General features: G+C 39.0%; 12 protein-coding genes and 1 pseudogene. 5 read left to right on the forward strand and 8 right to left on the reverse strand.

The genetic code is table 11. The annotated features are described in order from the left end of the window. Positions 1–436: 436 nt before the first annotated feature. Together D1003_RS08915 and D1003_RS08920 are read left to right on the forward strand one after the other, a co-directional pair. Positions 437–784 (forward strand): CidA/LrgA family protein, encoded by a 348-nt coding sequence (locus D1003_RS08915; protein ID WP_153936556.1) that lies wholly within the window; start codon positions 437–439, stop codon positions 782–784. A gap of 2 nt (positions 785–786) precedes the next feature. Beyond that, positions 787–1,479, forward strand: a complete 693-nt coding sequence (locus tag D1003_RS08920; RefSeq protein WP_153936559.1) for an LrgB family protein — start codon at positions 787–789, stop codon at positions 1,477–1,479. A gap of 358 nt (positions 1,480–1,837) precedes the next feature. On the opposite strand, the gene D1003_RS08930 is transcribed toward D1003_RS08920, so the two are convergent. The 3 genes from D1003_RS08930 to lptB are packed head-to-tail and all read right to left on the reverse strand — an operon-like array spanning position 1,838 to position 3,806. Then, positions 1,838–2,482: a thiamine diphosphokinase gene (locus tag D1003_RS08930; RefSeq protein ID WP_153936561.1), complete on the reverse strand. Its 645-nt coding sequence runs from the start codon at positions 2,480–2,482 to the stop codon at positions 1,838–1,840. Positions 2,483–2,488: 6 nt separating this feature from the next. Next, a complete protein-coding gene (locus D1003_RS08935; protein ID WP_153936564.1) occupies positions 2,489–3,061 on the reverse strand; it encodes a cob(I)yrinic acid a,c-diamide adenosyltransferase in 573 nt (190 codons plus the stop codon). 16 nt (positions 3,062–3,077) lie between these two features. Continuing rightward, positions 3,078–3,806: an LPS export ABC transporter ATP-binding protein gene (gene lptB, locus D1003_RS08940; protein WP_153936566.1), complete on the reverse strand. Its 729-nt coding sequence runs from the start codon at positions 3,804–3,806 to the stop codon at positions 3,078–3,080. 750 nt (positions 3,807–4,556) lie between these two features. Here lptB and D1003_RS08945 point away from each other — a divergent pair. The 3 genes from D1003_RS08945 (at position 4,557) to D1003_RS08955 (ending at position 7,600) form a co-directional block, all read left to right on the forward strand. Continuing rightward, positions 4,557–5,339: a hypothetical protein gene (locus D1003_RS08945; protein ID WP_153936567.1), complete on the forward strand. Its 783-nt coding sequence runs from the start codon at positions 4,557–4,559 to the stop codon at positions 5,337–5,339. Between the two features lie 558 nt (positions 5,340–5,897). Beyond that, complete coding sequence (locus tag D1003_RS08950) at positions 5,898–6,821, forward strand: hypothetical protein (protein ID WP_185148344.1); 924 nt, start codon at positions 5,898–5,900, stop codon at positions 6,819–6,821. 59 nt (positions 6,822–6,880) lie between these two features. Further along, on the forward strand, positions 6,881–7,600 hold the full coding sequence (locus tag D1003_RS08955; RefSeq protein ID WP_153936574.1) for a DNA-binding domain-containing protein: 720 nt from the start codon (positions 6,881–6,883) through the stop codon (positions 7,598–7,600). Between the two features lie 410 nt (positions 7,601–8,010). On the opposite strand, the gene D1003_RS08960 is transcribed toward D1003_RS08955, so the two are convergent. The 5 genes and pseudogenes from D1003_RS08960 to D1003_RS08980 form a co-directional block, all read right to left on the reverse strand. Next, positions 8,011–9,789: an acyl-CoA dehydrogenase family protein gene (locus tag D1003_RS08960; protein ID WP_153936576.1), complete on the reverse strand. Its 1,779-nt coding sequence runs from the start codon at positions 9,787–9,789 to the stop codon at positions 8,011–8,013. Positions 9,790–9,840: 51 nt separating this feature from the next. Next, a complete protein-coding gene (locus D1003_RS08965) occupies positions 9,841–11,019 on the reverse strand; it encodes an acetyl-CoA C-acyltransferase (RefSeq protein WP_079208320.1) in 1,179 nt (392 codons plus the stop codon). A 21-nt stretch (positions 11,020–11,040) separates the two neighbouring features. After that, positions 11,041–11,420: pseudogene (locus D1003_RS08970) on the reverse strand (four helix bundle protein). Positions 11,421–11,471: 51 nt separating this feature from the next. After that, on the reverse strand, positions 11,472–13,877 hold the full coding sequence (locus D1003_RS08975) for a 3-hydroxyacyl-CoA dehydrogenase/enoyl-CoA hydratase family protein (protein WP_109474944.1): 2,406 nt from the start codon (positions 13,875–13,877) through the stop codon (positions 11,472–11,474). Between the two features lie 24 nt (positions 13,878–13,901). Beyond that, entirely contained in the window at positions 13,902–14,351 is a 450-nt protein-coding gene (locus D1003_RS08980) for a MarR family winged helix-turn-helix transcriptional regulator (RefSeq protein ID WP_004919230.1), read from the reverse strand. Positions 14,352–14,541 lie beyond the last annotated feature (190 nt).

Genomic DNA, 14,541 nt, shown 5'->3' on the forward strand with positions numbered 1-14,541 from the left:
GATTTTGATAAAATTTGCATAGCGATGACAAATATAAACATATTTTCTGAATACACGAAAATAAAAAAGAGTCTATTTAGAACATTCCATAAGCAACTAAAAATAACAAAATCAGCAAAGCCTTTACCTCCATCTATTAAACAATAAAGGTGTGCCTATACTTTTCACCATCAATGTAAAAATATCAAAATCAACAGATTCAGCCGCACAATAATTTTTATATCCAATGACTCCTCACAAGCACTTCTCTGCAGACACAGTAATGTTAGGAGTAAAATTTACAGCCTGAAACATAGCCCTCCCTATTGAAAGAGCAGTTATTAGCAAATAACTCTTTTTCATCTTTCCTAGATGTTTCAGCCTAGAATAGTAAAATACATCTAAACCATAAAGATATAAGCAATAATACTATATTTGCAGAGTAAAATAAGTTTATATGATTTTAGCTAGATATTGTGCCATTATTTTAGGATTTTTAGCGTTGGGAGAATTAGTAGTTTTCCTTACCGAAATTAAATTCCCCTCAAGCCTTATCGGTATGTTTCTACTGACTTTTGCTCTCCACAAAAAATGGATAAAACTAGAATGGGTCAAAGGCATTTCGGATTTTCTTTTAGGCAATCTAGGGCTATTTTTTATCCCTGTGTGTGTCGCAATAATGCTCTATTTTGATTTGTTATGGGATAATATTATTCCTATTATGGTATCCATTGTTATCAGTAGTGCTTTGGTGATTTTAGTAACAGGCAAGGTTTATCAGTTCATTCGTAAAAAATTAAAATAAGTATGATGGCTTTTCTAGAGAATCCAATTTGGTTACTAGGGCTTACTTTTGTGATATACTACGGCACCATTATGCTCAACCGAAGAGTACAATCGCCTTTTCTCAATCCGGTACTTATTGGCTCTGCTGTTATTATTGGCTATCTAGTGGTATTTAATATCCCTTACAATACCTATGCTGTGGCAGGCAACTATATAGATTTTTGGCTTAAACCTTCTGTAGTTGCTCTTGCGGTCCCGCTATATTTACAACTGGAAAGAATTAAGAAACAACTCCTCCCTATCCTTATCTCGCATTTGTTTGGAAGCGTGGTGGGAGTGATTAGTGTTTGTTCTGTAGCTAAATTACTCGGAGCCAATAGAGAAGTAGTAATTTCATTAGCTCCAAAATCCATTACTACACCACTTGCCATAGAAGTTTCTAACACCGTAGGAGGTATTGTTCCGCTTACAGTTTCTGCCGTTATTATTACAGGGTTGGTAGGCGGCATTATAGGATTACAAGTTCTAAAGTACACCAAAATCAATAGCCCAATGGGGCAAAGTATTTCGTTAGGAGCCTCTTCGCACGGATTAGGCGTAATGATGGCGATAGAAATGAGCGAAAAACACGCTGGTTTTGCAAGTGTAGGACTGATACTTAATGGGATTTTCACGGCATTATTAGCTCCTATTATTGTAGATTGGTTGTTTTAAGTATTAAAATTTAATGTAGTGATTAAGCGTTAATACAAAAGAACTCTATCATTTTTTATTGTCTGTACTTTTACTCTCCCTTCTTTTGCCTTGAAACAAACCCAATGCAGTGATTAGGCAAAAACAAAAGGACAACTCATAAATCCGATGTCTATAAAATCTAAAACTTATAAGCATCGGTTTTTTAAAGGGGGCTTAGGCGTTACCTTAAGCCTTCTCGTAGGTGAGTGTCGCTAGGGTATCTTTTATCCCTTTAGCAGGAGCAAAAATTACTTTGGCTTGTTTAATGGTACTGGTAATATCGTGTAGCATAAAACCGGGATAAACTTATTATCCTTTAAAGTTTTAGCATAAGATTTTATGGGTTTAGCGCTCTACTTTTACTTAAAAAGACGAGTAAACTCCCACTAGCATAGCTGATAGAAATAGTGTCTTCATCGGCTATGTTTCTTGTACCTATCCTACTGGTGATAGATAAATCCTCTTTGTTAAGGCTCCACCTAAGCCCTTTGGTAACAATAGATTTAGCCTCTGGGAAAGGATACAAAGAAACGGTTTTACCTTTTACTTCCTTTAGTTCCACCTGTTGAGGTATAAAGAAGTAAGTTGCCATATCATCATAGAAAGTAATGTCTATCGCTTCCTTAAACTGATAGGCTACGGTTAAATTACCTAAAAAATGGTCTTGCTCTTTGCCACTCGCTCCGTAAACATCTACTTTGGTAATTCCTTTGTGTTTAAGAAGGTCTAAGGCTTTATAAAAATCGGTAAAATCTTGATTGGGTGTAGAAATTATCTTCTCACTTGGAAGGTCTTCTAAAGAAACCACAGAGTCAAAATCGCCTGAAATAAAAGCCAACTGCTCCACCGTAACGCCTTTTTGTTTGAGATAACTCCAAGCCCCATCGGTACACGCCCAAATATCCCCTTCCGAATAAGGAGGCAACTGCTTGGGAGGTTCGCCATTGATGTATAAAATTGCTTTTTGGGGTTCTTTAGCCATTGTGGTTTATGGTCTATCGTTAGGATTCCAATACTCTTCTGGTTCGTGGTGTAAGTGAGAAATGTATCTCGCTAATACAAACAGATAATCAGACAAGCGATTGAGGTATTTTATAAGTTCTGCTCTTACTTCTTCCTGCTCACCTAAAGCGACTAAATAGCGTTCTGCTCTTCTACAAACCGTTCTTGCTATATGCAGATGTGCTGAAGCCTTGCCTCCTCCAGGTAAAATAAAGAATTGTAACGGCTCTAGCTGTTCATCAAAGGCGTCTATCCAACGCTCCAAGGTCTCTATTTCATTTTGACCTATAACCAACGGAAGCCTAGATTTACCATTAGCTAAGAAAAGTTTATCCACAGGTGTTGCAGACTCTGAACCAAGTGTAAACAAATCAAACTGAATGACCTTAAGTTGCTCTAAAACTTCTGCCTCTCGAATATAAGATTTTGCCACACCTAGACACGCATTAAGCTCGTCTATAGTGCCGTAAGCCTCTACTCTAAGGTGGGCTTTAGAAACTCTTGTACCTCCATAGAGAGAAGTAGCTCCACCATCGCCTGTTTTTGTATAAATTTTCATTCAGCGAACATCAATGTTAAATCTTTTCAAACCTAAAGTTTTCTCCGAGATAGGCTTGTCTTACCTCTGGGTCGTTGGCTAAATCTTCTGGTAAGCCTTCCTTTAGAATTTTACCTTCAAACATAATATAAGTTTTATTGGTAATAGCTAAAGTCTGTTGCACATTATGGTCGGTAATAAGGATACCGATATTTTTCTCTACCAAAGACCTCACAATTTTTTGTATATCTTCCACGGCAATAGGGTCTACCCCTGCAAAAGGCTCATCTAGTAAAATAAAGTTAGGACTGGTAGCTAAGCACCTTGCGATTTCAGTACGCCTTCTTTCTCCACCCGATAACAGGTCGCCTCTGTTCTTCCTCACGTGTTCTAGTGAAAACTCCTCTATAAGTGCATCACACTTTAGGCGTTGCTCTTTTTTAGAAAGTTTGGTAAGTTGCAGTACTCCCATAATGTTGTCTTCTACAGAGAGTTTTCTAAACACCGAAGCCTCTTGTGCCAAATAACCTATCCCCTTTTGGGCTCTGCGGTACATCGCATCTTTTGTGATATTGTGCTGGTCTAGAAAGATGTTGCCTTGCGTTGGCTTCACTAAGCCGACTATCATATAAAAGGTGGTGGTTTTACCTGCTCCATTAGGTCCTAAAAGCCCTACTATTTCGCCTTGCTTTACCTCTATAGATACGCCTTTTACGACCTTCTTAGGTCCGTATTCTTTTATTAAATTATCTCCCCGTAAAATCATAAGTACAAATATAGAGATATTTCTTTAATGAAAATAGCTCTACCGCTATCCACTAAGATTGGGAATACTTTTTTTCATTTATTTGTTATCTATTCTTGCTCATATCATAATAGTTTTATACATTTGCCCCAGTTTATGACACACAATACCAACCATATACAAACAAGTGTAAAAAAGTTGCAAAATTATTTGGTAGTTCCAAATAATTGTGTAAACACACACACACACACACACACACACACACACACACACACACAGACTAGTTACCCGCGTACGCGTAGTATACTACTTTTTATCTAGATTTTTATCATCAATTATAAATAATGTGCCTCTAGCTTCCGTTAGGGGCATTTGGCATTTAGCACACGCTAAGTTTTGTTTTCATAAATATCTGCTAGAAGTCCGTCTTTCTCATCAGCTGAATGGGTGGTTTGGGTTTAGAGCTTCTAGCCTACAGAGAGGATATTCTATTCTCTCTGTTTTAGCCTTCCTCCTCGTTTTGTGTGTGTTGAGAGGGGGGAGGCGTTTTCTCATTAGTTCAAGAGTTCAAGGTTTAAAGTTCAAATATTCAAGGTTGAATAAGCGTACATATCCCTTAAACCTTAAACATAGAACCTTGAACAGCTTCAGCTCCTTAAACTTTTTTACAACTTCACAATTTAACAACCAACAACCAACAACTAGCAATTAACAACTTAACAATTTCACAACTTAACAACTTAACATCTAACATCTATAAACTTTAACATTATGAAAAAAACCTTATTATGCACGGTATTTCTGCCTTTGGCATTACAGGCACAAGTGGGCATCAATACTCCTACCCCCAAAGCCACGCTAGATGTGGTGGGTAAAGCATTAGATACTGATGCTCTTGATGGGATTATTCCCCCTCGTTTAAAAGGAGTGGAGCTAAAAGCTAAAACTTATACCCTAGAACAGCAAGGCGCCATCGTCTATGTTACGGAGGCAGAAACCTCCCCGTCGGGACAAACGGCGAATGTTACCGATGCAGGGTACTATTATTTTGACGGCTCCTCGTGGCAAAAACTTTCCCGAAAGGATTATACCGATTCCGAAACCGTGAAAGTAAGCGGGACTTCCTTTCAACGGGCGGCTTTAACGGGTGATGTTACCGCCAATTTGAACAGCAACGAAACTAAAGTAACGAAAATCCAAGGTTCTGCGGTTTCTGCTACTGCACCTCAGTCGGGGCAGCTATTGGTATGGAACGGTACCCAATGGACACCCACGGGCGGGTTTCGTAGAGTTACGACTTCAAGCGGAACGGTTACCCTTACGGAAACCGATAACGGCGGCTATGTGTATGTGGATAGCACCTCCCCTACCACCATTAGCGTTCCAAACAGTTTGCCCGTCGGTTTCAGTTGTGTGATTGTTCAAAACAATACGGGGCAGGTAACAGTTTCGGGGGTATCGGCAAGAGGAACCAAAACGAGAACCCAATATTCGGCTATCGGTATTATTAAGGACACCGCTTCCTCGGTAACCGTAACGGGGGACGCCCTCTAAAACTTAAAAGCAACCCAATAAAAAAGAAAACCAATGAAACTTAATAGATTCTATTTTTACAGCTTGGTGCTGGTGTTTCTTCCACTTGTGGCAAAAGCTCAAGTGGTCTTACGGGCGTTAGATGCATATACAGGTCTTGACGTAACGTTGGGGAACGGCAAGAAACGCATTGCTTCTATTTACGATGCCGATTATTTCCCTTACAACATTAACCCCCGTTCGGAAGCCCTTTGGCAAAGGGATATTGCTGCGGACGGCATTCCGGAATCCTTGGTGATAGACCATCAGGGGAAAATCACTACCACAGGCTTTCGGGTTGGGATTCCCGTAACGGTACAGGGCAACGGCATCCTTCCCGCTTACAGTACAGATATTACCATACCTGCCACCTATACAGAGGACGGGAACAGCCGTGTCCTCCGCTTTTCGTGGGGACCGCAAATTTGCACTCCTGACACCACCCATATTTTCGCTACCATTCGTTCGTTAGATGGCGATTTGCTGATTAAGAAACTGGATATGAATATGGGTTTTGGTGCCGATGTGGAAGGCTTACTGATGGGCGCTTTCAGCTATCCCGACCGTTATGCGGGTGCTTTTTCCACCTCTAATACCCAATATAAACTTTATGCGGTAACGGGGATTCCCGACCGATGCCTTGGGAAGACCACTTCTGCCTGTGTGGGGTATGGGGCTAATGTAAGGGAGCACGATTTTGTCTATACGCCTCTTATAGGTCCGGACGGCAGAGTGTGGCTGGGGAATAACCTTGGGGCAGAATATGCCAAGTACGGCTCAGCTTGGTTTGACCCGACACGTCAGGCAGGGGATTTAGATTATACAAATACCACCACTGCCGTACCGCTTTCTAACCCTACTGCCGACCAGATTAAAAAAGACTGGCGGGCGTACGGCTCCCTTTTCCAGTGGCAGAGAAAGCCTGATGGTCACGAGTTGATTAATTGGACTTCTTCTATTTCCGGCACGCCTAAGTATACTTCTACGTCTGCCCTGTCTAATTCGTGGACTTCCCCGAATACCAATTTGTGGATTAATGGACAATCGTCAGGTGAAAACTCGTGGGTAAATTCTGAAATCAACAATATACACCCCATCTATGGGATGATAGATAGCTGGGGGGTGAATGGTTCGAACAATCCTTGTCCTATAGGTTATACAGTTCCGAGCTTTTCTTATCTGAACTACTTACATATATCAATAACAGGCGCATGGGCTTGGAGAAATGTGCACAATAGTCCTGCCATGTGGAACGAAATGAATCTCCGATTTCCTGCTTCGGGTTACCGTAAATGGGATTACGGGGTAATAACTGCCCCATCAATAGTCGCTACTGCTTGGTCAGGTGATACCAGCAATTATCCGCAATACACCCTAATTTTGTTTATGTATGAAAGTCAATCTGCTATGCCAGAATACGCAAAGCGTGCATCCGGTGTAGGTGTCCGCTGCCTCAAAGATTAGCCAACCTTATAAATTAGACTTTATTATAAAAAATATTTAACCTTTAAATACTATATATTATGAATACTTTAAAAGCGTGGTTGCGTCCCAACCTACTCACCAAAGATGACCCTAACGATTTTGTAGCCGTACCCCTTTTGGGCGGTAGCCTTGGCATTACAGAAATCATAGATGCCCTTAAAAAAGAGGGTATGGAGATAAAAACCGAAACAGCGGTGGATATTATCACCCGTTTTAACCGTAAAGCCTCGGAGTTGGTACTCAATGGCTATAGTGTAAATACGGGGCTGGTGTATATGCGTCCTGCCATTAAGGGTGTGTTTTACGACAAAACTTGGGATAAAGAGAAGCACTCTGTATATGTAAATGTAAACCAAGGCACCGACCTAAGAAAAGCCGCCAACGATACCAAAGTAGAAATCCTCGGCGAGCAGTCCAGCCCAATGAGCGTGTTTAGCATTACTGACAAAGCTACTGGTAAAGCAGACGGCACACTTACTAAAGGCAAGAATGCGGAAATCAAAGGTACATTCATTAAAATAGACGGCAATGACCCTAAAAATGGCATCGTCTTCAAAAACCTAGATACTCAAAACGAGGTAAAGCTAACCAAAGACAGTATTGTACTCAATGAGCCGTCGAGGTTACTTATTCTCGTTCCTACAGATTTAGAGGCAGGGAATTACGAGCTAAGCCTCACTACACAGTTCACCAAAGGCAACACGCTCCTCAAAGACCCTAGAACCGAAACTTTATCTACTCCTATAGTAATTGTATAGTAGCGGCTTTCAGCTAGGTTTTATAAAGCAACGCTTCGGTTGGCAAATTGCCAACCGAAGCGTTCTTTTTTACGCCTATGCGTTGCTTTACCCTGCAACGCTGTGTTGCCTTAGGCTACACCTGTGCGTTGCTAGGTAAGGCAACGGGGTGGTGTAGATATGGATTTTAATTGTTTAGTTGTGTCGTTCTTTTCCATTTTAAAGTTCGCCACCCACGCCTTTAAACTTTTTTACAAAAGCCATCATCTTCTGAAATACGCTTTTCTTTTTGGTGAGGTATTGTGGGTTTAAAGGACTCATCTTAGGCAATAGGGGATTCGTGTATTTGGTTTACAGTTTTATACAAAAAATTGAGGCTCTATAAAAAACCTCAATTTTTCAAAAATTCAATAACTGCTTATACTTTACTCTTAATACCCCCCTTTTTCAATAAAGTGTTTTGCTACTTTTTCGGTAAGGGCAATTACATTAGGAGTGTTGGTATATTTAGTAAATCTTCTAAGACCAGAAAGCATCATTCTTTGCTCATCGCCTTCTGCAAAAGATACAATCCCTTCTTTAGCAGATACAATAATCTTCTCTATCGCTTTATAAAGGTTTAGCTGTGCCATTGCTGCTTCTGCAGAATCTGGTGTATAGTGCTTCTCTGCTCTTAAAATAGCAGACTCTGCCATATAAATTTGGTTAAGAATTTCAGATGCATTTAGTAGAAGGTGTTGTTGTTTTTCAATATCCATCATATACTTCTGTAAAGCCGCTCCTGAAACCATTAAGAAGACCTTTTTAAGGTTAGCAATCATCGCCTTTTCCTCACTCATAAATGCAGAATAATCTGGCGTTTCAAAAGACGGGATAGACATCAGCTCCTTACCTACTGCCATTGCTGGAGATATTAGGTCTATTTGCCCTTTCATCGCTTTTTTAATCAGCATACCCACGGCGAGTAGTCGGTTAATTTCGTTGGTTCCTTCGTAGATTCTAGAAATTCTAGAGTCTCTCCAAGCTGCTTCCATTGGCGTATCCTCCGAGAAGCCCATTCCTCCAAAAATCTGAATCCCCTCATCAGCCGAGTGTTGCAACAAATCGGACACGAATACTTTTAATATAGAACATTCTACTGCATACTCTTCTACGCCTTTAAGCTCTGCCTCTTGGTGGTTCATTCCTCCTGCTACAAGTTCATCTATTTTATCCTGAACATCTTTAGCCGCACGGTAAGAACCTGCTTCACTCACAAATATACCGGTTGCCATTTCAGCTACTTTCTTACGAATAGCCCCAAAAGTAGAGATAGAAGTTCCGAACTGCTTTCTCTCGTTAGCATATTGAATAGAATAGTTAAGGATTCTTCTTTGAGCATCTAAACAAGCCGCAGCAAGTTTAATTCTACCCACATTAAGAGCATTAAGAGCGATTTTAAACCCATTGTTTCTCTCTCCTAAAAGACACTCCACAGGTACTTTCATATCATTAAAAAATACCTGACGCGTAGAGGAAGCACGAATACCGAGTTTATGCTCTTCCTCCCCAAAAGTTAGACTTTCTGGATTTTCTAACTCGGAACGATTAACCACAAACCCTGTGATATTTTTATCGTCATCTATTTTAGCAAAGAAAGTGAAGGTATCTGCAAACCCTGCATTAGAAATCCACATTTTTTGACCGTTGATGATGTAATGTTTACCATCTTCCGAAAGTCTTGCCTTAGTTTTTCCGCTGTTGGCATCAGACCCTGCATCTGGTTCTGTAAGGCAGTAAGCTCCAAATTTAGCCCCCGTAGCTAAGTCTGGTAGGTATTTTTGTTTTTGAGCTTCCGTTCCGTAAAGTAAAATAGGTAGTGTACCAATACCTGTATGTGCTCCGTACGCCGTAGCTAAAGACCCCGTAGCTCCCGACAGATAATCGCAAGCCAACATAGTGGTTACAAAGCCCATACCCAAACCACCATAAGACTCAGGAACCGAAATTCCTAAAAAGCCCATAGCTCCGATTTCTTTCATACACTCTTCTGTGAAGGCATAATCTTTCTTTTCGAAACGCTCCCTGTTTGGGATTACAGTTCTATCTATAAACTCCTTAGCAGAGTCTCTAAGCATTTTTTGTTCTTCTGACAGTTCCTCTATTGAGAAAATTTGTGTTGCTGGAGTTTCTTTAATTAAAAATTCTCCCCCTTTTAGTATTGTACTCATTTTGTAAATTTTAAGTGTTGTATTATTAAATATTAAATCATTTTTGAACTCTTATAAAAGCTCAAAAATACTTGCAGCTCCCTGTCCTGTTCCTACGCACATAGTTACCATACCGTATTTGCTGCCTCTTTGTCTCATTTCGTCTAAAAGCTGAACGGTAAGTTTAGTACCTGTACAACCTAGCGGGTGTCCTAATGCAATAGCACCTCCATTCACATTTACAATCTCTGGATTAAGGTCTAACTCCTTTTTAATTGCTACTGATTGAGAGGCAAATGCCTCGTTCAGCTCTATTAAATCTATATCTTTAAGTTGTAAGCCTGCTTGTTTAAGTGCTTTTGGAATAGCGTAAACAGGTCCCATACCCATAATTCTCGGCTCTAGACCTGCTGCTGCATAAGATACTAACCTTGCTTCAGGCTGTAAGCCTAACTCTTTTACCATATCTTCAGACATTACAATAACAAACGCTGCTCCGTCTGACATTTGTGATGAGTTACCTGCCGTAACGCTTCCTCCATTCGCAAATACAGGTCTTAGTTTAGCCAAACCTTCTAAAGAAGTATCTTTTCTAGGACCTTCGTCCACAGAGAAATCAAAAGATTTAGTTTGTAGCTTTTGGTTTTCATCAAGGAAGGTATATTCTACTGGAATAGGCACAATTTGATTGACAAATTTGTTTTCCGCCAATGCCTTTAATGCTTTTTGGTGCGATTCAAAAGCGAACAAATCTTGCTCCTCTCTACTGATGTTGTATTGTTTTGCCACCGCTTCTGCTGTATAGCCCATTCCCCAATAGTAGTCAGGGTTAGACTTAGCTATATCCGTCTCTGGTACAGGCTTGTACCCGCCCATTGGGATAAAACTCATAGATTCCGTTCCTCCTGCAATGATGCAATCTGCCATACCTGCCTGAATTTTAGCCGAAGCAATTGCAATAGCTTCAGATCCTGAAGCACAGTATCTGTTCACCGTAACTCCCGGAACTTTATCTGTATTAAGCCCCATAAGCGAAATCAGCCTCGCTATATTAAGCCCTTGTTCTGCCTCTGGCATTGCATTACCCACGATGAGGTCGTCTATTCTATCTTTGTCTAACTGAGGCACATCGCTCATCAGTTTTTCTATTACTTTAGCTGCCATCACATCTGGTCTTGTAAATCTTAAAGACCCTTTAGGTGCTTTGCCTACAGCCGTTCTGTAACCTTTTATTATGTATGCTGTTTTCATATATTTATTAAATTTTAGAGATTAGATTTTAGATTCTAATCCTTTTGAAGTTAAACTTGATTTTAATTTATAAATCATCTTTTGTATTTCTGTTAAATGTTGTAACGTAGGCGTTATGTCTTGATTGTTTTTCATTTGTAATTCTGATAATAAAATAAGCTGAGTTTCTAGTTCGTAACAAGACCCCGAAGCTATTCCTAGAAAATGAATGAACTCTTTTGGGTTATTTCTTCCCGCTCCTTCTGCAATATTAGAAGGTATAGAATAGCACACCTTTTCATCTGTGAAGTCAATCCAAATTTTTCGTTCGTAGGCAACGCTTCACTAATAAGGTAAATCTCCTTAGCTAAAGCGATAGCCTTTTGCCAAACTACTAATTTATTCAATTGATGTGCACTCATTTAGTATCAATTTACAACGTCTAAAATCTCATATCCAACATCTAACAAAAATTAATTTCTTAGTGGTTTTCCTTTTTGAAGCATAAATTGGATACGCTCTAAAGTTTTTCTCTCTCCACAAAGCTGTAAAAAAGTCTCTCTCTCTAAGTTAAGAAGGTATTGCTCTGTAACTAAAGTTTCTTCGGAAAGGTTTCCTCCTGCCATTACAAAAGCTAACTTATCTGCAATTTTCTTATCGTGTTCTGAAATGAAATTACCTGTAAGCATTTGGTCTGTACCTACATAGAACATACCTAACGCATCTTTACCTAAAACTCTTACTTTTTCAGAAACTGGCTGTGTATAGCCTTGCTCTGCCATTAGTAATGCTACTTTTTTAGCTTCTGCAATCTGTCTATTTTTGTTGACTACCACAAAGTCTTTACCGTGCTGAAGAATATCCATATCGTAAGCCTCATAAGCCGAAGTGGCTACTTTACCCATAGCAATATTCATAAAAGCATCTCTTAGACGGTTGTTTTTAACATCGTCTTTAGACATTTGTTTCATAGTTCTTAAAGTCATTTCTTTAGTACCACCACCGCCTGGGATAACACCTACACCTACTTCTACTAGACCAATGTAAGTTTCTGCAGCAGCTACCACACGGTCAGCGTGAAGCGTCATCTCGCAACCACCACCTAACGTCATTCCAAACGGAGCTACCACTACTGGTATCGAAGAGTAACGAAGCCTCATCATTGATTTTTGGAAATAAGCAATCGCCATATTCAAATCGTCCCAATCTTGGTCAATCGCCATCATCAAAATCATAGCCAAGTTAGCCCCCACCGAGAAATTAGCTCCTTGGTTAGCCACTACTAAACCATCGTATTCCTTTTCTGCTAGGTCTATCGCTCTGTTAAGACCGTCTAAAACTTCTCCTCCAAGAGAGTTCATCTTAGAACGAATTTCAAAGTTGATAATACCATCACCCAAATACTGTATCGCGGAACCAGAATTGCTCCAAAGCGTTTTATTTTTTCTAATATTATCTAAAATGATAAAGGCATCTTGCCCTGGTATAGACTGATAATCTGCCTTAGTTTTATCAAAGTATAAAGTTTGACCTTCTTCACTCACCTGATAAAATGCTTTACCTTGCTCTGCTAAAGATTTAACCCAATCTGATACTTCATACCCAGCTTCTTTGGCCAATTCTACACCTTTCTGAACACCTACAGCGTCCCAAATTTCAAAAGGTCCATTTTCCCAACCAAATCCAGCACGCATAGCATCATCTATCTTATAAACTTCGTCTGAAATTTCTGGAACTTTATGAGAAACATAAGCAAACAATGCTCCCAAAGTGCTGCGATATAACTCTCCTGCTTTATCTTTACCACCTATTAAAACCTTAAATCTATCAATAGGTTTGTCTATATTTTTAGTTAATTCTAAAGTAGGGAAAGAAGACTTATCTTGTAATTCGTACTCTAAGGTATCTAAGTTTAATCCTAATATCTCTGATTTGCCATCAGCATTTTTAACTTTCTTAAAGAAACCTTGTTCTGTTTTAGAACCCAGCCAATTATTATCCATCATTTTTTGGATATAATCTGGCAACTGGAATACTGCCTTGAACTCCTCTGCCTCTGCTCCACTTTCTCTAACTCCATTAGCTACATGTACAAGTGTGTCTAGCCCCACCACATCTGCCGTTCTAAATGTTGCAGATTTTGGTCTACCAATTACTGGACCTGTTAGTTTATCTACATCTGATACACTTAACCCTAGTTTTTGTACTTTATGAAGTAAATCCATCATACCAAAAACACCTATTCTATTGGCAATAAAAGCTGGTGTATCTTTCGCTAAAACTGTAGTTTTCCCTAAAAATTTAGCCCCATATTCCATATAGAAATCTACTACTTCTGGAGCGGTCTCTGGAGTAGGAATAATTTCTAAAAGTGGTAAATATCTTACTGGATTAAAAAAGTGTGTCCCTGCAAAATATTTCTTAAAATCATCGCTTCTGCCCTCGGTAAGAAGATGGATAGGAATACCCGATGTATTAGAAGAAACCAAAGTACCTTCTTTTCTGTATTGTTCTATCTTTTCGTAAACAGATTTTTTAATATCCAATCTCTCTACTACTACCTCAATAATCCAGTCGGTATTTTTAATTTTAGACATATCGTCATCAAAGTTACCTACCGTTATTCTGTCTGCAAATTTTGGAGTGTAAAGCAACGCAGGGCTTGCCTTTTTAAGTTTCTCCAAATTTTCAGTTGCAATTCTATTTCTAAAGGCTTTATCCTCTTTAGTAAGACCTTTTTTCTGCTCCGCTTCTGTAAGTTCAAAAGGAACGATATCTAGCATAAGCACCTCTACGCCTATATTGGCAAAATGAGCCGCTATACCAGCACCCATAATTCCTGAACCAAGAACGGTAATGTGTTTAATTCTTCTTTTCATATTAAGTATAATTCTATTTTTTATTTATTTTTTACGATTGAGTTCGTTGGCAATCTTCACAATATCATTAGTTACCTCTTTAAAAACCTCTAGTTTTTCGGGTGAAATTCTCTCAAGAATTAATTTATTAAAGTTAAGTACCATCGCTTTGGATAAATTTCTAGACTCTAAACCCTTTTCAGTTAATTTAATGATAACCTCCCTTTTATCTACAGAAGATTTATCCTTATAGATATAGCCATTATCCTCCAATAGTTTAATAATCCTTGTAAGCGAAGTAGGTTCTATCGCCATTTTAGGACCTAAATTAGTGCTTCTAGTTCCGTTCTTTGGGTCTATCTTCAGCAAAGTAAGTGCCTGTACAGTAGTTGAATCATGCTCTTGAGCTTTCTCCGAATACATTCTAGAAACAGCTAACCAAGTGGATTTAAGTATTAAATCTATATTTTCTATTTTGTCTTTATTTGATTCCATTTTTATATCTAAAAACTTTGTACTTCAAATATAACACAAAATACTATGCATGCATAATAATTAAATGTTAAATTTAAGTTAAATCAATAGTAATCAATATTATAAATAATATGTAAAACATATAAAATAGTTTCCACATAGAAACTAATCATCAGATTTATAACAAATTAAGGGCTTGATGAAAACCACC

The organism is Riemerella anatipestifer (genome assembly GCF_009663465.1).
Taxonomy (GTDB): domain Bacteria; phylum Bacteroidota; class Bacteroidia; order Flavobacteriales; family Weeksellaceae; genus Riemerella; species Riemerella anatipestifer_C.

Bases quoted from the DNA above. Each gene is read 5' to 3' on its own strand.
- D1003_RS08915 (WP_153936556.1), top strand. From the start codon at position 437: ATGATTTTAGCTAGATATTGTGCCATTATTTTAGGATTTTTAGCGTTG.
- D1003_RS08920 (WP_153936559.1), top strand. From the start codon at position 787: ATGATGGCTTTTCTAGAGAATCCAATTTGGTTACTAGGGCTTACTTTT.
- D1003_RS08930 (WP_153936561.1), bottom strand. From the start codon at position 2,482: ATGGCTAAAGAACCCCAAAAAGCAATTTTATACATCAATGGCGAACCT.
- D1003_RS08935 (WP_153936564.1), bottom strand. From the start codon at position 3,061: ATGAAAATTTATACAAAAACAGGCGATGGTGGAGCTACTTCTCTCTAT.
- lptB (WP_153936566.1), bottom strand. From the start codon at position 3,806: ATGATTTTACGGGGAGATAATTTAATAAAAGAATACGGACCTAAGAAG.
- D1003_RS08945 (WP_153936567.1), top strand. From the start codon at position 4,557: ATGAAAAAAACCTTATTATGCACGGTATTTCTGCCTTTGGCATTACAG.
- D1003_RS08950 (WP_185148344.1), top strand. From the start codon at position 5,898: ATGGGCGCTTTCAGCTATCCCGACCGTTATGCGGGTGCTTTTTCCACC.
- D1003_RS08955 (WP_153936574.1), top strand. From the start codon at position 6,881: ATGAATACTTTAAAAGCGTGGTTGCGTCCCAACCTACTCACCAAAGAT.
- D1003_RS08960 (WP_153936576.1), bottom strand. From the start codon at position 9,789: ATGAGTACAATACTAAAAGGGGGAGAATTTTTAATTAAAGAAACTCCA.
- D1003_RS08965 (WP_079208320.1), bottom strand. From the start codon at position 11,019: ATGAAAACAGCATACATAATAAAAGGTTACAGAACGGCTGTAGGCAAA.
- D1003_RS08975 (WP_109474944.1), bottom strand. From the start codon at position 13,877: ATGAAAAGAAGAATTAAACACATTACCGTTCTTGGTTCAGGAATTATG.
- D1003_RS08980 (WP_004919230.1), bottom strand. From the start codon at position 14,351: ATGGAATCAAATAAAGACAAAATAGAAAATATAGATTTAATACTTAAA.